Genomic DNA, 17461 nt, shown 5'->3' with positions numbered 1-17461 from the left:
CACTTCTGGAAAGGAGCACGGACGATGGCAGTGAAATACGAAACCGAATTATATTCTCCTGTGAAGGCTTTTTTCGAGCAACGTGGCTTCGACGTCAAGGCGGAAGTCAGACATTGTGACCTCGTCGGAGTCAGATCGGACCAGGACGAACCACTCATTGTGGAGATGAAAAAAACATTTAACCTCTCCTTGTTGCTGCAGGGCATGCAGCGCTTGAAACTTAGCCCGTTCGTGTATCTGGCCGTCGAGCGCAATCGCAGTAAACGCGGAGCCGTGAACCAACGCTGGAGCGAACTGACCGCACTATGCAGACAGCTCGGTCTGGGGCTGCTGACTGTCACATTTTACAAAACCAAAGCTCCCCTGATTGATGTATTGTGCGAGCCCTCCGCCCTGATCCCCCTCACTGGCCCCAATCAGGTTGCCCGTAAAAGCGGTGTTCGGCGGAAACGATTGCTCAAGGAATTCGACGAACGCAGCGGAGACTACAATACGGGAGGCAGCACACGAAGACAGCTGGTCACAGCATATCGTGAGAAGGCTTTGCGTGTCGCATCCGCTCTACGGACGAACGGAGAAGCCTCTCCGGCCAACCTTGCCAGACAGACAGGCGTAGGTTCTGCCGCAGCAATTCTGCAAAAAAATTATTATGGCTGGTTTGAACGCCTCTCCCGTGGAAAGTATATTCTGACGATTAAGGGAGTACAGGCGTTAACCGAGCATGCACACATGCTTGAGGATAATGATATGATTGAACGAACCATTAATGAACTCGATGTAACGTATTCTGTATCTGGTGAAAATAAGGACGACCTTGCACACATTGCTGAAGCAGCAGAAGCTTACTTAAAAAATACAGGCCATGTCTGATATGGAATCACTCGAAGTAAGTGATATGAAAAATGAGAATGCAAAAAAAACACCTGTAATCTCCACTGGAGACTACAGGTGTTTTGATGTGTTCTATATAGAAGATTGTTATTAGAATTTTACTGCTACTTCGGAAGCCAATTTCAGACCTGCAGTAACGATTTCTTCAGCACGATCTGCAGAAGCGTTATGTCCTTCAACGATAACCACTTCAGGGTTTTGAATGCCCCACAAGCCAAGAACTGTTTTCAGGAAGTTCAGGGACATTTCAGCAGCTGCCATTGGGCCTTCGGAATAAACGCCACCACGTGCGTTAAGCAAAGCTACTTTTTTGTCGCCAGCAAGTCCTACAGGACCTTCAGCAGTGTATTTGAATGTTTTACCAGCTTGGCTCAGGTAAGCAATGTAGTTTACCAATGGAGCTGGAACAGTGAAGTTCCACAGTGGGAATGCAAATACAACTTTGTCAGCTGCCAGGAATTGATCTTGCAATTGTGCTGCAAGTGAAGCTGCTTTTTGCTCGTCAGCTGTCAGTTCAAAACCGTTAGCTGCTTTGTAAGTACCTGTGATAGCAGTGTTACCATAGAATGGGAATTCTGTATTGTAGAGATCCAACTCAGTAACTGTGTCACCTGGGTGGGACTCTTTGTATGCGCTCAAGAATGCATCGTACAATTTAACGCTGACTGCTTGATCTGCAGGACGGTCATTTGCTTTAACAAATAAAATATTAGACATGTTGAATTTTCCCCCGTTAAATAAAATATATGAGTGCTTTTCCTGAACTGGCCACCATTGTAGCTTATATAAAGAAACCAACAACTCATTAATTCATATTATATATAAAAATGTTAGTGGATGCAATAACGTAATCACTTTGGTCATGAACCAATTTTAATTTTTGCTACAAAATCTATTTTGATCTGACTTAACTACGAGCCGTAAATTCGGAAATGGCTTCACTGATCAGGTTCATGCCAAGTAGCAATTCATCCCGGCCCGGGTGGCTAAAGTTCAATCGGATGTAACGTTGATCCTGTACACCTGTGGAGCATAGTGATCCAGGAAGAAAGGATACACCTTTGGGCAAAGCCGCCTTAAGCAGAGCGCCACTATCCAATCCTTCCGGCAACTGTACCCACAGATACATTCCGCCCTCAGGGATGTTGTACTGACACCCTTTCCAGCCCGGCCTCTTCAACAGTTCAAGCATCAGTTTGAGTCTTGTCTTATACTCCCGATTCAACATCGATAGGTGATCACTCCAACGAAATGGGGAATGGGCAAGCAATTGATACAACAGCCGCTGATTCATCGGACTGGACTGACCATCTGCAATTCGTTTAACCGAGGCCATTGCCTGAATCAGCGCAGGATGTCCAGCGGCCCATCCGGTTCGAAGAGCGGGCGCTACCGTTTTGCTGAATGAACCAATGTAGAGAACATGTCCACCCTGATCGGCAGTATCCAGTGCAAAGAGTGAAGGATATTTACGATAGAATTCCGTTGGCTCAAGGCCATCAAAATGGAGCTCTCCGTAAGAATCATCTTCCACAAGCAGTACACCATAGCGCGAACACAGCTCAAGGACAGCCTCCCGCCGCTCCATACTCCACAAAGCACCGGTCGGATTCGAGAAACTGGGTGCAGCAAAAAGCAGCTTCGGTCTAACCTGCTGCATGTGATGCTCCAAAAGGTCTGGAAGTATGCCGTCCCGATCACCCATTACGGGCACAATCTTGGCTCCTTGCATCTCCAGAACCTCAAGACAGCCTGGAGATGTGGGATGTTCAACCAGTACAGAATCTCCTGGCTCAAGCAATAGACGCATCACCAGATCGATGGCCTGCTGGGTACCAGTGGTCAACAGAATCTGCTCGGGTACCGTTCGTATGCCTTTGCGTGCATTCCAGTCTTTGTTCAACCACTCTCTTAGGGGTGTGTAGCCTGCTGGCTCTCCATATTGCAATGCGGAAGGGCCTGAACTAAAGACAGACACCGCTGCTTCTTCCAACAATTTGAAAGGAAACAACTCCTCCGCAGGCAATTCTTCCGCCAGAGAAATGAAATAATCCCTGCCAGACATCTCACGTATATCCCTCAGTGGTGATGACAAAAGCCTGTTGGTACGGGAAGCAAAGAAATATTTCATCGATCCGTTCCCCTTTCGTCCCTATTCCGAAACTGTACTCGCAGTCCGCAGCCCTACAACCTATTCCTGCTCACCATCGAATATGACCGGATGCATACCGAACTGTTGTGATCATGGGAAGAACAGACCTGTTTCGTCAGGATCCCGTCTTCACTTGTCTTGCATGCAAGGCATAACGTTCAATGGCCTGTGCTCTACTGCTCACTTCCAGCTTCACGTATATTTTACGCAGGTAATTATCAATGGAACGTCTGCTAACGTTGATCTCATTCGCTATTTTATCATAGGTTACACCCTGAACAATTCTTTCCATGATAAAAGTTTCGGTTTCTGTTAATTCAATGACACGTGCTTCTGTCGGAGACTCCACAGGTTGCGCCCACTCCGCACTGTTTAACCACGACAATGGAATGGACACATGGCCCTCACGCAATCCAGAGATCAGATGAATCAGCTGGCTAGGGGAAGCCTGTTTGGATAACATGCCGCTTGCACCAAGGCTCATCAGATGACGAAACAGCTTCACATTGTCTTCATCCGTCAAAATAATGATGTGACTGTGAGCTGACAGATTCTTCATCTGGGCAATATATTGATCTGCCTGACCCTCCGGAAGACGATAATCCATCAGAATCAGATCAGGCTGGTGAATATTCACCAGATCGAGCCCTTCTGTTCCGGTCGAAGTCATGCCACGTACCGTCAGATCTTGCTGCTCTTCCAAAATCAATTTTGTACCGAGCATGCTGGTGGGGTGGATATCTATGATGACCACCTGCCATACTTTTTTCATTGTTGTTCCCCCTGTTATGTATTGGACAAATAACTTTTAAATTCTGTCATGATGATTTCATCGTCTATGCGACAATCCGAGTATAGAAGAAGCATAGGTCGGATTATGTCGAAAAACAGAAAAATACAGGAGGAAGCCGATAAAAAAGCTCTATTTTCACTGTATTTTGTTATAAAAACACCATGACGTCCATCTTTCCATCCCCGGAAAGGTCAAAATATAGTATAAATTTCCTGCATTTCTATCTAAAAAAGTCGAAAAACCTGCCCAAAGTTCCTACTTATTGCATCTATAAGAAATTGTATCCTAGGACTTCCTTCCGATGCAATCTCTTTTTACTCTATTAAGTAAAGAATTTCATTTTTGCGTAATCAATAGGGGCATGATAGAATGAGGACTGGAAATTTTTTTGTACCTATAAATGACCAGGAGTGATGATATGAAACCATCTGCCCCGTCCTCTGACATCCATCACACCCGGAGCGCCAAAGGCAAGGCTGGATCTTCAATCAAACTGTTTCTGGTAATGTGGATTGTTCTCATTGCACTAGGAGTCGTTGGAACCTACTATTATAGTAACCATCTCCAGCAACAGATGATTAACCAGCTTCAAGCCCATAATCAGCAGCAGATTGCAGCGCTAAAAACCGACTATGAAAATCAGCTAACAACGATATCAAAGGAAGTAGAAGACCTGCAGGGACAGGTTCAATCCTTCAATGAATTGCTGACTTTCACCAAGGATAATGCAAGTGACAAAACGGATAACAGCAACAAATTGTATACCCAGCTGAGCGAAGTCAAAAAACAACTGGAGACACTCCAGAAAAAGATGGACCTGCTCAAATGATTACACCCGTCAAACAGGTTAATCGTTTTTTTATGCTTGCACTCGCTCCTTTTGTTGGATTGATACTATGCCTGATGCTGCTTCGTCCTCCACTTGAACCCGGAGGTTTGATGCCTACCGAACTGTCAGAGGATACGATTACACCCCGGACCCAAGCAATTAGCCAAGAGCTTGCGGGGGCAAAAGATGCTGCTGTCCAGACTTCTTCTTCTATTAAAAGAACGACACAGCTCTATAATAAAACAACAAGTACGATGTCTACACTTGTGCAGAAGGCTTCCGCCCAGGCCGATCGTCCGGAAACGATCTACAACAAACGGATTTCATCCAAACTTGGCGTTCCATTTGAACGGGTAGACAGTGACCGGCTAACGATTGAAATGTACAGAGTGAATCCTGGCAGCTATAAGGGCTATGCCATGAAGATCAAGCTAAAAGACCCTACTGCCATGCAGATGGCTCTAGACAGTGAACCTGGGCGTTCTGAGACGACCATGCAGGCTGTGAAGCGTAACGGCGCAATTGCCGGGATTAACGCAGGTGGATTTGCTGACAGTGGCGGCAAACGTTATCCACTTAGCACAACCGTCATGGACGGGAAGTACGTGAACGGTTTCCAGGCCAGTTTCAAAGATCTGTTTTTTGTAGGACTTAACGATGCCGGTAAACTGGTCGGAGGCAAGTTCTCCGACAAAAACTCACTGGATCGCCTGCAACCACAATTCGGGGCTACGTTTGTTCCGGTGCTGCTACAGAATGGGCGGAAAACCCCAATTCCCGACAAGTGGAAAGTATCACCCAAACGAGCACCACGTACAGTCATTGGCAATTATAAAGATGATCAGTTATTGATTATTGTAGTTGACGGATATAATGAGGGCGGAAGTTCCGGTGCTACCCTTGAAGAGTTGCAAGGGCGATTGTACAAGCTTGGGGTGATTGACGCCTATAATCTGGATGGCGGTGGATCATCCTCGCTTATTCTGAATAATCGGGTTGTGAATAACCCTTCAGATGGCAGCCTCAGACCGGTTCCCACACACTTTTTATTTTACAAATAATAGGGTGAAGCATTTCTTTTCTACCTATAATGGTTATAATAGAAGAAAATGAGCTTGTGCAGGAGGTGCGAAGGGCATGTCATTTTCACTGACATTCTGGATTATTGCAATCGTATTGACTCTCTTCATTACAGGCATTCTCACTTCTTCCTACAACAATGACAAAACAAAAGGCTTGTAAAGGCCAAGCCTCTCTCCGGAGAGGCTTTTTCTATTGCTTCATCCTCGAAATAACAAGAGACAAGGCTTAAAAGAATGATTCGATTCTTCTAAGCCTTGTCTCTTGCTGTATTCGGGATCAATAGCTAACCGCCCGGTCATTCCGCATAGATATAACCGAATCAGCCGAAATAGGCCCACTCACCGACCCACCCTCAACTAATGTCACATAAATTCGTTCATGATCGACGGGTTCTCCAGCAATAATTTTGATCAATTGTTCAGCAGCGAGCGATCCCCACTTGCGTTTGGAATAATCAATGCTTGCCAATCTCGGCTGGACGTATTTGCTCAATTCAATATTGTCGAATCCGATGACATCAATCTCCTGACCAACGCCAAGTGCACTGTCTGCCAGACGATCACACAAACCAATAGCCATCTCATCATTGAGGCAGAATACCGCTGCGGGTCCATCATACACCTGCACAATCTGATCTGCGGCTTGTTCTCCACTACTCTTCTCAAAATCTCCCGTGATCTCAATCCATTCCACACCGGCTTCACGTTCTGCAACCTGTCTCACAGCCTTTAACCGCTGCACAGAGTCAAACGAACCTTCCGGTCCTGTCACCACGTAGATTTTCTTATGTCCCTGTTCAATCAGATGTTCCATCGCAAGTGTCGCCCCGGCTTTATTATCCAACAGAACCTGATTAATGTTGGGATGATCCATCTCACGGTCCAATACAACGATTTTGTGCCCACGATCGGCATACTGCATTAGTTCCTCACTTGCAAACGTATGATCCAGGATGATCGCACCATCAATCATTCTCTCTGGAAGCATGCGATGGGATTGTTTACCACTGCACACGATCAGGTCATAGCCTTGAGCATTACATACGGCTTTCATGCCACTCAGCAAGTCTCCATACACATCTCCTCTAAAATCGGTCAAGAATACACCTAGAATTTTGGATTCCCTCTTCTTCAGTGTTCTTGCTGCGGCATTTGGAACATAGTTCAGTTCTTTGGCAATGGCCAAAATTTTGGAACTCGTCTCATCGGTCACTTTGTTGCTGCCATTCAGCGCATATGACACAGTAGAGATGGAAACTCCCGCCTGTTTGGCGATATCCTTGATACTGACCACATTCTTCGCTCCCCTGTTATGTTCATCAGGCCTTCCATAACAAAAGGCCTGACACATTACTCTTTCCATTCATCAGATTAAACAAGTCTGAATGATTTCTTCTGAGTATCCCGACTGTTTGCACCCACAAGAATATGGAACTCGCCTCGATCACTGCGGTAGCTTAAGTCAGAATGGTGATAACGAAGCTGTTCTTCATTTAACGTAAACGTGGCTGTACCACTCTCGCCTGGCGCCAGTGCAAGCTTCACATATCCTTTCAGCTCACGCATAGGACGAACGACTTCACCCGTTACATCACGAACGTACAACTGAACGGTCTCCACGCCTGCGCGCTCACCCGTGTTCGTTACACGTACTTGAATGCTCAGGGACTCTTCGGTAGTCATCTCATTACTTGACACTTCAAGATCACCATAAGAGAACGAAGTGTATGAGAGACCATAACCGAACGGAAGCAAAGGTTCATTCGGGCTGTCAATGTATTTGGAGACATAACGTTCTTCCGTCTTCTCCGGGTTCAGTGGACGACCTGTATTGAAATGGTTGTAATAGACCGGAATCTGACCTACGGACTGCGGGAAGGACATCGTCAGACGTGCGGATGGATTCACTACACCTGTCAGAACATCTGCAATCGCGGCTCCGCCTTCACTACCAGGGAACCAGGCTTCAAGAACGGCATCCGATTCATCGATTACACCATGCAGATCCAATGGACGGCCGTTAAAAATAACGCTGGCAATCGGTTTTCCCGTTGCTTTGAGCTGTTTAACCAATTCCAATTGGGCTACTGGCAGACGAATATCCGTGCGCGAGCCACCTTCTCCACTCATCTCGGAGTCTTCACCAAGAGCAAGGACAATCAGGTCTGCTTTGCTTGCCACTTCCAGGGCTTCGGCAATCTGCTCAGCTGTAATCGTATGAACATTACTGCCTTGAGCAAATTGAACTTTCCCACCCGTCAGGCGTTCTTGCAGAGCTGTTCCCAACTTAACTGCATCTTCCTTAACTCCTTCGCAGGACCACCAGCCCAAAATATCAGGACTCTGTGCAAAAGGACCAATAAGGGCAACATTAGCGTCAGGTTGAAGTGGAAGCACGCTCTCATCATTCTTCAACAGGACAGCTGATTTCGTTGCCAGTTCATACGATACCTGACGGTGCTCTTTGGAAAATACAATCTCACGTTCACGTTCAGGATCAGCTGCACGAAGTGGGTTATCGAACAATCCCAGCTTTTCTTTCAGTTGCAGAATTCGCAGAACGGCTTCATCAATGAGCTTCTCATCCACTTCACCACTCTCAATCAGTTCAGGCAAATGATGCACATAACAAGGTGTCATCATCTCCATATCTACTCCTGCGCGAATGGCACGATATGCCGCTTCACGATCATCTTCTGCAGCACCATGCGCAATCATCTCGCGAATGGAAGCCCAATCCGAGATTAATACACCATCAAAACCCCACTCGTCACGCAAAATACCGCGCATTAACTTCTCATTGCCACTTGCCGGAATACCGTCAACCGTATTGAACGAAGTCATAACCATCTCCACGCCCGCATCCAACGCTGCTTTGTACGCTGGCAAATAGTACTCACGCAGGTTACGCTCAGACATGTCCACCGTATTGTAATCCCGACCACCCTCAGCCGCTCCATAAGCCGCAAAGTGTTTAACACAGGCTGCAAGACGATCTGGCTCATCCTTCAAGCTGTCGCCCTGATATCCACGTACAAACGCAGCCGCGAACAAACTGTTCAGATAAGGATCTTCTCCTGTCGTTTCCATCACACGGCCCCAGCGCGGGTCACGAACCAGATCCACCATAGGTGCAAAGGTAACATGCAAACCGGATACAGCTGATTCACGTGCTGCAATTTCAGCACTTTTCTCAGCCAGTTCTGTGTCCCATGAACAACCGATCGCCAGTGGAATCGGGAAAATGGTTTTGAATCCATGAACTACGTCAGCCATGAACAAAAGCGGAATGCCCAAACGGCTTTTTTGCATATAAGCTTGCTGTACATCAATGATGGCCTGCGCACCGGACAACCCCAGAATGGACCCACTGGCATCTACGGACTGCTCCGTAATTCCCATCTCTTCCATCGGCCCTGTGATCTGACCTTCAACATTTGTTCCTTCATAGAAGTTGGCAGTCAACTGAAGAAGCTGAGCTGTTTTTTCCTCCAACGTCATCTGTCTTACCAGATCTAGCAACTGCTCGTTATTCATCTAATCGTATCCTCCACTATAAGTTGTTGAAATAAAGAACCCGGCTGCGTTCGGGGAGAGACCGCGCACCGGGTTCAAAATTAATTACTGAATGATTACTAGAATTTATCGTTTAGCTCATCCAGATAAGGTTGAACCAGGGACATTTTACTGTTTACCCATTCTTTCCAGTTTGCCTCTAGATCTCCGTTTTTGAGGATCAAGTTGGCATATTCATTCTGGTAGTCGAATGAAGCCTGACTCTTAGCTTTGGAATCGTACAGGTTGACATCCCAATCGTATGGTGCAAGCGATTTGCCTTCTGTACCAAGTTTTGCTTTTTCTTCGAACAATTTCACGGCTCTATCACGGTAATCTTTTTTGATTGCAGGGTTTACAACACTGAAGTCGTCACCAAGCAGATACAGACCTTCGAAACGAGCTGGATATTTATCTTCCAATACCGTTCCTTCTGGCAACAAGCTAACGAGTTCGTTGTTTTCATCATATTTCCAATCTTTTCCTTCAAAGCCCATGTTGATGAGCAACTGTCCTTCTTTTGTTGCGGAGTAATCGATCAGATCCATGATCCGTTCGAATTTCTCGTCACTAATGTCTGGATTGAAGATTAATGCAGACCAGAAGTTGGCTTGTTCCATGTTACGGTATTTACCGTCATCGCCTACTACGATTGCTGTGTGTACCAGTTCATCACTATCTACACCCAGATTTTTTTTCATATCGGAATCCAGACCTTGTCTGTAGGAAGCCAGTCCGCCCAGACTTGTTACAGCAGCTGTACCTGTTACTTTGAAGTTGTTTTGACCTTCATTGTTTTTCCATGTGTAGAACTCAGGATTGAGCAGTCCATCTTTATAGGCTTTTTGCATCAATTTAAGTCCTGTCAGCGTTTCAGGATCTGCTGGTCCCCAGTGGAATTGGCCATCTTCACCTTTGTAGAACGGAGAGTCAGTCATGGCATGTACACTGTTTGGCATAATCATGTTTGTCATAGCATCTGCCGCATTGTAGGACAGAGGTACAAGTTTGTTACCCACTTTGCCTGGATCTTTTTCTTTCACTAGCGCAGCATATTCATTCAATTCGGTTGTTGTATAAGCATCTTTCAGTTCAAAACCAACCGCTTCAGCCCAGTCTTTACGAAGCGCAATGACACCAATTTGGTTCGTGAGTGGGTCAGCCGGTTTGTTCTCGAAATAGATTGGTCTAGGCAGGACATATGTTCCACCTGTCAATTCTTCCAACTTGTCTCCAAGACCCGTCAAATTGTAAGCTGCTGCGACGTTAGGCCAGCGTTCTTTCCAGTCATCCGGGAATTTGTAGAACAAACCTTGTTCAATGCTGTTAATGGCATCGCCATGTACGTAGTTCCATACCGCTACATCCGGCAAGTCGCCAGAGTTGATCCACAGACGAAGCTTCTCGCCCCATGAATCCCAATCGATATAGTTGTAGTCCCATGTTAAATTAAATTTGTCTGTCCAGAACTTGTGGAAATCATTATCCAGGTTCCCGTTTTTGATTTCTGTCAGGTTAGCTACAGAGATGGTCAGGTTGTCTTTGTAATTTCCCTCTGCATCTTTTTCGTTACCACCTGAAGCTCCTTGACTGGAACAAGCGGTCACCATCAGCATAACTACACTAAGCGTGATGGCAAAGAGAGCTCTTACTGACAACTTTTTTTTCGTTTTCATGTTTTACCCCCATGTTTTTAGTAGAATTTTATTGCAAAATCCTATACGTATATCAGGTCTTGATTGCCCCTGTTAATACCCCTTTGGCAAAGTGTTTTTGCAGCATTGGGAAGAAACACATAATTGGTACCATGGTGACAAATACGGCCGCCATCTTCATACCCATTGAGAAGTTGCTTGCTTGAGCAGCATCCACACTGGATGCATTGGATGCATTCGTCGTAGATGTCACGATAATATTTCGGAGTACATTCTGGAGCGGTAACTGATCCGCTTTTCGAAGGAATATCATCGCATCATACCAACTGTTCCAGTAAGCCACACCGTAGAACAACGTGATTGTAGCCATAATTGGTGTAGCCAGCGGAAGAACAACGGAGAACAAAATTCTCCACTCTCCGGCTCCATCCAGTCTCGCCGATTCCATGAGTGATTCAGGCAAGGTGTAGAAGTAGTTCATCATCAGAATCATGTTAAACGCACTGAAGCTTCCCGCCAGGATAACGGACCACAGCGTACCTGTAAGATGAAGTGATTTCATGATCAGGTACAGCGGTACGATACCACCATTAAAGATCATGGTGAACAGTACCAGGAAAAAGAGAAATTTCTTAAACGGAAATTTGTTGCGACTAAGGCCATATGCCATGCTTGTTGTCAGGAACAAGCTGAGTGGCAAGCCGATGACTAGCAATATAATTGTATTTTTGTACCCCGTCAGAATCGTTCCGTCAGCGAACAATGCCTTGTAGGAATCCAATGTCCATTCTTTAGGGAACATCAGAAATGGATTGTCAGCATATTCTTTTTGTGTTGCAAACGAAATCATGATGACATTCCAGAACGGAATCAGGATCATCAGGGCAAGCACTAGTAATACGGCGAAAATAATGTAATCGAGAAGTGTCATTTTTTCTGTACCAATTCTCGGTTTTTTGTTAGCTTTCTTGCTCATCTCATTTTTCCTCCTCTCTTATCGGAACAAACCGTCTCCGCCAAGCCACTTGGCAAATCTGTCAGCAAGAAGCAGCAAGGCCATATTCACCAGGGAACGGAACAAGCTGACCGCTGTCGAGAATGAGAAATCGGTAGATGACTGGAACGTAATCCGATAGATATATACATCGAGTACTTCCGATACATTTTTGGTAGCGGCATTTGCCAAGTTGAAGATCTGGTCAAACCCGGAAGACATCAATCCACCAACCGAGAGAATAAACATGATTGTGATGGTTGGAAGGATGTTCGGCAAAGTAATTTTGAACATCTGTTGCATACGGGAAGCCCCGTCAATCTGTGCTGATTCATACTGATCCTGATCAATACCGGAAATGGCAGCCAGGAATATAATCGCGCCCCATCCACTTGATTTCCAAATATCAGTCAACAGCAACATGGGTACAAAGTTGGATTCGGACCCCAGGAAGTTAATCGTTGGCAATCCGAGTAATCCGAGCGCGCTATTTACCAGTCCGTCATATGCCAGTACATTGATGACTACCCCGGATACGATGATCCAGGAAAGGAAGTGCGGGAATGTAAGAACGGTTTGGAACAATTTTTTTCCTCTGCGCATCCGCAATTCATTCAGCAACAGCGCCAGAATGATCGGGAACGGGAACTGAATAATCAGTTTCAGAATATTGATGTACAGCGTACGCCATACTGCGTCGATAAAGGTTGGATCACGGAAAACATATTTGAAGTTCTCGAATCCGCTCCATGGACTTCCCCAGATGCCCAGGTTGGCCTTGTAATCTTTGAATGCCAGAGACAGGCCACCCATCGGCATGTAGGCAAACAGAATTAGCCAGACAAGCCCCGGAATAAGCAGGGTGTATGTCATTCGGTGCTTCCAGATTTCAGTCCAGAGCGAATTGCCCTTCACGTTTCCCTTCAGCTTTTTGCTAGGTCCTTCGGCTGCAGGTTTCACATTGCATCTCCTCACTCTACTATGGTCTTGTCGTTGTACAGAAAATCAAACATCGTTCTCAGGTGGTGCTCCCAAAATCTCCATTCATGAGCCCCCGGCGTCTCCACATACCGAAAATCAAAGGCAGTCCCCTGCATGTATCTCGCATAGTCGCGATTCATCTCTACAAAGGGGTCACTATCGCCACAGCAACTGAGGATATCCGGTAAAGGAACACCCTGTTCCAGCAGCTTGGCCGACAGTGCGTAAATATCCTGATCGGCTTTTACCTGTAAACGTTCTCCAAAAACCGCTTTCATTTCCTTGATCATTGTCGCTGGCATATGGGGATCATGAAGCCGTGTCTGGATATCCGTTACGCCGGATAGAGACACTACTTTGCGATATCGCTCTGGATAAGTTAGTCCACATTTCAGTGCACCATATCCACCCATGGATAAACCTGCAACGTATGTTTTCTCCGGATCAGGATTCAGATTGAGCAGACGCTTGCATATTTCAGGTAACTCCTGAGTGATGTAGTGGAAGTAATTCAGGCCGTATTCCATATCGGTGTAATAGCTTCGATTCGCTTCCGGCATAATGATCGTACAGCCATATTGCGCTGCATACATCTCAATTGTGGTTAACCGTTGCCAGGTACTCGCATTATCGCCTGCCCCGTGCAACAGATATAGTGTACCGCCTGAAGTCTCTCCGGAGTCACTGGACACAACATGTATGCTGGTATTCATGCATAAGGTTGGCGATCCAGTTTCGATCGTTATATGTGCCATAAATGTAACCCCTCTCATCATCGCCTGCTGTCTTTACTCATTCGTTTCTCTGGCGTTGGATTGCAGGCTGTTGTAGATTCCCTTGTATTTCGATGGGTTATCGAAACGATTTTCTCGAATCGTTTCAAAACATAGCCAACGTTGATTCACATGGACTTCATTACAACACTTTTAATGTGGAAGCGATTTCTTCGAATCGTTTCGAATAAATCATAAGCCCGATGAGTAAATCCTGTCAATAACCTTTTTACAAATTTCGCGTTTTTTTCTCGAAAAAATGCTCTTTTAAGTCTAAATCTGCGTCCAAAGACACTATTATTACGAAAAAATGAAAATTTAGTAAGTGCTATTACAACTTTAATTGACACCAAACCAGGTTTATACTAACATGGGTTCTGATTTTGCATTCGAATTACGGAAACGTTTCACCAACCGATTTTACTCAGGTTTCACCTGATATTAGGGAGGTTAATATGTCTGAGCAACTCAAAGGTTTCATTCATACGATTACGGAGCAACAATTGAACGTTTTTTCCATTCGCATATTACAAAAAGGGCATCTGCTTGCCCATTGGGACCGGGATAAGAATCAGCGCAGGGTACAACATTCCATCAGTAAATCCTTCACATGTATGGCCGTTGGTCTTGCTCTTGAAGAAGGTCTGATACATCTGGATGCGACACTTGGTGATTATTTCTCTTATGATCATGCACCCGTTGCACAACGCAATCTCCCATCGCCGCAAGAATTGAGACTCCGTGATCTTCTCCGAATGACTTCGGGTCATGACTCTCCCCCTCTTTGGGCTGATGAACGAGCTTCATTGACCGAAAAGGACTGGGCGAAATATTATATGTCTCTGCCTCTGGACCGGGTACCTGGAGAACAATTTAAATATAGCAGCGGGGATACGTTTATGATCTCGGCCATGCTACAGGCTGCTACCGGCCAAACCGTGAAAGATTACCTGACTCCACGATTATTTGATCCGCTTGGCATCCATGATGTAGAGTGGGAAACCTCTCCACTCGGCGTAACGCTTGGCTGTGCAGGTCTTTGGATAAGCAATGAGGAACTGAGTCGATTTGGACAGTTACTGTTGCAGGAGGGCTTTTGGGAAGGCAGACAGCTTGTACCTGCGGATTGGATTCGACAGGCTACGTCCCAGCAGATCGAAACGACTGGAGACGGAGATTGGGGAAAAGGTTACGGGTATCAGTTCTGGATGTGTTCTCATGACGCTTACCGCGCCGATGGTGCCTATGGTCAGTTGTGTATCATAATTCCCTCAAAGGAAGCTGTCATATGTATTAATAGTGAGGAAGAAAATATGCAAGGCATCCTGAATGCCGTGTGGAATGAGGTTTTACCCCTTTACACCCAGCGTTAGTCTACGTATTTTATCTTTTTTTCAAATTGCAATTATGCCATTCAATTGAGAATAAAAAAAAAAACGCCACGGGGTCAATGGACCCCATGACGTTATTTCTTATCCGTGTTGTGGAAGCTGAGTCATTTCATCTAAACATTGTGCGCATATGTAACGCTCTTTGAACTCGTTGACTTCCTCAATGGATCCGCAGAAAATACATTTTGGACGATATCTCTCCAAGATAATATGGTCCCCTTGTACTAAGATTTCTACAGGATCTCCCTCATTCATTTGATACCTTTTACGCAAAGATTTAGGCAATACGATCCTACCTAATTGGTCAACTTTGCGAACTACTCCAGCTGGCTTCATAGCTACGGCACACCTCTCCTATCTTACTCTAAATTTCTAGGTACATTTGTACTATGTTTATAGATTCGCCAAGATTTTGTCGAATCCTGCTGGAAATAAACATTTTTTGTCCTTTTTTTTGAAAAATGTTTTTTTTCCGAATTCTAGCCGTCATTTATAACCAAATTTTATCCTTCTAACCCCGGGAAATTGAGCTGGCGTAACGCTTCATATACAATAATTGCTGCCGAATTGGACAGATTTAATGATCTAACGTCACCAGTCATTGGCATTTTCATGCATGTATCGGGATTCGCAGCAATTAATTCAGGTGGCAGGCCTTTAGTCTCTTTACCAAAAACGAGGAAATCCCCATCCTGAAAATTAAAATCACTATATCGGTTCTTGGCCTTCGTAGTTGCATAGAAGAAACGACCTTCCGGATATTTTTCCTGAACCTCAGCAAATGAGTCGTGGTATTCAATATGGACAGCATGCCAGTAATCCAGCCCTGCACGTTTCAATGTAGCATCATCTGTTCGAAATCCAAGTGGACGTACGAGATGCAGATGGGTACCGGTTGCCGCACAAGTACGCGAAATATTGCCTGTGTTCGCCGGAATTTCTGGTTCAACCAGAACGATGTGTAAAGCCATATGTGTTCAATCTCCTTTTCATTTCATGTTGACGACAACCCTCTAATCTTAAAGAAAAGCCCTCCACACGTCAATGTGGAAGGCTCTGGTAAGGCACAGGATAAGACACAAAGGTCCATTACACCGTACCTATACTTAATTATCCATTTGTCTTCTGGAAGTGGCTCATGAAGTCTGTCAGTGCCTTAACACTTTCATAAGGAGCAGCATTATAAATGGAGGCACGGAGACCACCCACACTGCGATGTCCTTTCAAACCTACAAATCCTTCTTCCTCCGAAGCCTTGATGAACTTTTTCTCCAATTCTTCAGAAGCAAGACGGAAGGTTACATTCATGAGGGAACGATCTTCTTGTTCCACACAACCACGGTAGAAATCACCGGAACCATCAATTGTGTTATAGAGCAATTCCGCTTTTTTCGTATTTTTTTGCTCAATACCAGCCAGTCCGCCCTGTTCTTCAATCCATTTCAATACTTCATTCACCATATATACTGAGAAGGATGGTGGCGTATTGTACAGGGAATTGTTATCTACATGTGTGCTGTAACGAAGCATGGTTGGAATCGTTTTAGGCGATTCGCTCACCAGTTCCTCACGAGCAATTACAACCGTAATTCCGGATGGACCCAGGTTCTTCTGTGCACCCGCGTAGATCATGCCGAACTGATTAAGATCAAATGGTTTACAGAAAATATCACTCGACATGTCCGCAATCAGAGGTACTGAACCGGTATCCGGGAACGACTTGAATTGCGTACCTTCGATCGTTTCGTTGGAAGTCAGATGCACATAAGCCGTACGTTCTGGCAAACTCAGATTCGAAACATCCGGCAATTTCATGAACTTCTCTGCTTCTGAAGATGCAGCAACATGTGTCTCGCCGATCAACTTCGCCTCAGACAGAGCCTTCTTCGCCCAGCTGCCAGTCATCACGTAACTTGCAGTCTGCCCTGCACCGAGCAGGTTCATTGGCAACATCGCGAACTGAGTGCTTGCACCGCCCTGCAGAAAGAGAACCTTGTATCCTTTTGGATTGCCTAGAAGCGACAACAACCGCTCCTGAGCTTCATTATGTACAGACTCATACACCGCTCCACGGTGAGACATCTCCATAATCGACATGCCTGTATTACGAAAATCTACAAATTCCGCCTGTGCACGCTCCAGTACCTCAAGTGGTAACGCCGCAGGTCCTGCATTAAAGTTATACGCTCTTTTTGTCACAAAATCCCCCGCCCTTTCCATCCGTAACTCTGACATACAAAGTGAATATTATCGCTATGATATCAGTATTCTCTATCTGCTTCAAGGGCAATATGCACTGAAGTGTTGAATTCAGGTCATCAAATTCCTTTATCACCCTGCAAAGTTAAAGCACTACATTGTTTAA

At 45.4% G+C, this 17461-nt stretch carries 16 protein-coding genes; 4 read left to right on the top strand and 12 right to left on the bottom strand.

Annotated elements, in window-relative coordinates:
* Positions 1–24 precede the first annotated feature (24 nt).
* Entirely contained in the window at positions 25–870 is an 846-nt protein-coding gene (locus tag AC1DE7_RS02815; protein WP_127544391.1) for a DUF2161 domain-containing phosphodiesterase, read from the top strand.
* Positions 871–981: 111 nt separating this feature from the next.
* Here AC1DE7_RS02815 and AC1DE7_RS02810 read toward each other — a convergent pair whose 3' ends face one another.
* The 3 genes from AC1DE7_RS02810 to AC1DE7_RS02800 form a co-directional block, all read right to left on the bottom strand.
* Complete coding sequence (locus AC1DE7_RS02810) at positions 982–1608, bottom strand: FMN-dependent NADH-azoreductase (protein WP_036610012.1); 627 nt, start codon at positions 1606–1608, stop codon at positions 982–984.
* Between the two features lie 190 nt (positions 1609–1798).
* Positions 1799–3022: an aminotransferase-like domain-containing protein gene (locus AC1DE7_RS02805; protein ID WP_036610015.1), complete on the bottom strand. Its 1224-nt coding sequence runs from the start codon at positions 3020–3022 to the stop codon at positions 1799–1801.
* Between the two features lie 136 nt (positions 3023–3158).
* Positions 3159–3815 (bottom strand): response regulator transcription factor, encoded by a 657-nt coding sequence (locus tag AC1DE7_RS02800; protein WP_017689577.1) that lies wholly within the window; start codon positions 3813–3815, stop codon positions 3159–3161.
* A 439-nt stretch (positions 3816–4254) separates the two neighbouring features.
* Here AC1DE7_RS02800 and AC1DE7_RS02795 point away from each other — a divergent pair, with 439 nt between their 5' ends.
* Positions 4255–4665, top strand: coding sequence for a uroporphyrinogen-III C-methyltransferase (locus AC1DE7_RS02795; protein ID WP_017689578.1), 411 nt, complete (start codon positions 4255–4257; stop codon positions 4663–4665).
* Positions 4662–5726 carry a phosphodiester glycosidase family protein gene (locus AC1DE7_RS02790; RefSeq protein ID WP_340982988.1) on the top strand — a complete coding sequence of 355 codons (1065 nt, stop codon included), beginning with the start codon at positions 4662–4664 and terminating at the stop codon, positions 5724–5726. The genes AC1DE7_RS02795 and AC1DE7_RS02790 overlap by 4 nt, the downstream gene beginning before the upstream one ends.
* Positions 5727–6024: 298 nt before the next feature.
* On the opposite strand, the gene AC1DE7_RS02785 is transcribed toward AC1DE7_RS02790, so the two are convergent.
* From AC1DE7_RS02785 to AC1DE7_RS02760, 6 genes are all read right to left on the bottom strand, one after another.
* On the bottom strand, positions 6025–7041 hold the full coding sequence (locus tag AC1DE7_RS02785) for a LacI family DNA-binding transcriptional regulator (protein WP_282322110.1): 1017 nt from the start codon (positions 7039–7041) through the stop codon (positions 6025–6027).
* Between the two features lie 77 nt (positions 7042–7118).
* Positions 7119–9284 (bottom strand): beta-glucosidase BglX, encoded by a 2166-nt coding sequence (gene bglX, locus AC1DE7_RS02780; RefSeq protein ID WP_282322111.1) that lies wholly within the window; start codon positions 9282–9284, stop codon positions 7119–7121.
* Between the two features lie 98 nt (positions 9285–9382).
* On the bottom strand, positions 9383–10978 hold the full coding sequence (locus AC1DE7_RS02775) for a type 2 periplasmic-binding domain-containing protein (protein WP_076252415.1): 1596 nt from the start codon (positions 10976–10978) through the stop codon (positions 9383–9385).
* Between the two features lie 52 nt (positions 10979–11030).
* Positions 11031–11933 carry a carbohydrate ABC transporter permease gene (locus AC1DE7_RS02770; protein ID WP_036610027.1) on the bottom strand — a complete coding sequence of 301 codons (903 nt, stop codon included), beginning with the start codon at positions 11931–11933 and terminating at the stop codon, positions 11031–11033.
* Between the two features lie 18 nt (positions 11934–11951).
* Positions 11952–12911, bottom strand: coding sequence for an ABC transporter permease (locus AC1DE7_RS02765; RefSeq protein WP_017689585.1), 960 nt, complete (start codon positions 12909–12911; stop codon positions 11952–11954).
* 11 nt (positions 12912–12922) lie between these two features.
* Positions 12923–13687, bottom strand: a complete 765-nt coding sequence (locus AC1DE7_RS02760) for an alpha/beta hydrolase (RefSeq protein WP_036669834.1) — start codon at positions 13685–13687, stop codon at positions 12923–12925.
* Between the two features lie 473 nt (positions 13688–14160).
* Here AC1DE7_RS02760 and AC1DE7_RS02755 point away from each other — a divergent pair, with 473 nt between their 5' ends.
* Positions 14161–15078 carry a serine hydrolase domain-containing protein gene (locus AC1DE7_RS02755; RefSeq protein ID WP_477533706.1) on the top strand — a complete coding sequence of 306 codons (918 nt, stop codon included), beginning with the start codon at positions 14161–14163 and terminating at the stop codon, positions 15076–15078.
* A gap of 99 nt (positions 15079–15177) precedes the next feature.
* Here AC1DE7_RS02755 and AC1DE7_RS02750 read toward each other — a convergent pair whose 3' ends face one another.
* The 3 genes from AC1DE7_RS02750 to serC form a co-directional block, all read right to left on the bottom strand.
* Positions 15178–15432, bottom strand: a complete 255-nt coding sequence (locus AC1DE7_RS02750; protein ID WP_036610032.1) for an AbrB/MazE/SpoVT family DNA-binding domain-containing protein — start codon at positions 15430–15432, stop codon at positions 15178–15180.
* Between the two features lie 167 nt (positions 15433–15599).
* A complete protein-coding gene (gene trmL / locus AC1DE7_RS02745) occupies positions 15600–16067 on the bottom strand; it encodes a tRNA (uridine(34)/cytosine(34)/5-carboxymethylaminomethyluridine(34)-2'-O)-methyltransferase TrmL (protein WP_017689589.1) in 468 nt (155 codons plus the stop codon).
* Between the two features lie 139 nt (positions 16068–16206).
* A complete protein-coding gene (gene serC / locus AC1DE7_RS02740; RefSeq protein ID WP_076318316.1) occupies positions 16207–17295 on the bottom strand; it encodes a 3-phosphoserine/phosphohydroxythreonine transaminase in 1089 nt (362 codons plus the stop codon).
* Positions 17296–17461 lie beyond the last annotated feature (166 nt).

The sequence above is a fragment of the Paenibacillus sp. 10L310 genome, assembly GCF_056395745.1.
Note: the sequence above shows the minus strand (reverse complement) of the source record. Positions and strands in the feature narration are given on the sequence as shown.

What these genes read in the sequence shown, in the direction of transcription:
- AC1DE7_RS02755 (WP_477533706.1), top strand. Translation starts at nt 14,161, where the DNA reads ATGTCTGAGCAACTCAAAGGTTTCATTCATACGATTACGGAGCAACAA.
- bglX (WP_282322111.1), bottom strand. Translation starts at nt 9,284, where the DNA reads ATGAATAACGAGCAGTTGCTAGATCTGGTAAGACAGATGACGTTGGAG.
- AC1DE7_RS02805 (WP_036610015.1), bottom strand. Translation starts at nt 3,022, where the DNA reads ATGAAATATTTCTTTGCTTCCCGTACCAACAGGCTTTTGTCATCACCA.
- AC1DE7_RS02795 (WP_017689578.1), top strand. Translation starts at nt 4,255, where the DNA reads ATGAAACCATCTGCCCCGTCCTCTGACATCCATCACACCCGGAGCGCC.
- AC1DE7_RS02770 (WP_036610027.1), bottom strand. Translation starts at nt 11,933, where the DNA reads ATGAGCAAGAAAGCTAACAAAAAACCGAGAATTGGTACAGAAAAAATG.
- trmL (WP_017689589.1), bottom strand. Translation starts at nt 16,067, where the DNA reads ATGGCTTTACACATCGTTCTGGTTGAACCAGAAATTCCGGCGAACACA.
- AC1DE7_RS02810 (WP_036610012.1), bottom strand. Translation starts at nt 1,608, where the DNA reads ATGTCTAATATTTTATTTGTTAAAGCAAATGACCGTCCTGCAGATCAA.
- AC1DE7_RS02800 (WP_017689577.1), bottom strand. Translation starts at nt 3,815, where the DNA reads ATGAAAAAAGTATGGCAGGTGGTCATCATAGATATCCACCCCACCAGC.
- AC1DE7_RS02775 (WP_076252415.1), bottom strand. Translation starts at nt 10,978, where the DNA reads ATGAAAACGAAAAAAAAGTTGTCAGTAAGAGCTCTCTTTGCCATCACG.
- AC1DE7_RS02760 (WP_036669834.1), bottom strand. Translation starts at nt 13,687, where the DNA reads ATGGCACATATAACGATCGAAACTGGATCGCCAACCTTATGCATGAAT.
- AC1DE7_RS02815 (WP_127544391.1), top strand. Translation starts at nt 25, where the DNA reads ATGGCAGTGAAATACGAAACCGAATTATATTCTCCTGTGAAGGCTTTT.
- AC1DE7_RS02790 (WP_340982988.1), top strand. Translation starts at nt 4,662, where the DNA reads ATGATTACACCCGTCAAACAGGTTAATCGTTTTTTTATGCTTGCACTC.
- AC1DE7_RS02750 (WP_036610032.1), bottom strand. Translation starts at nt 15,432, where the DNA reads ATGAAGCCAGCTGGAGTAGTTCGCAAAGTTGACCAATTAGGTAGGATC.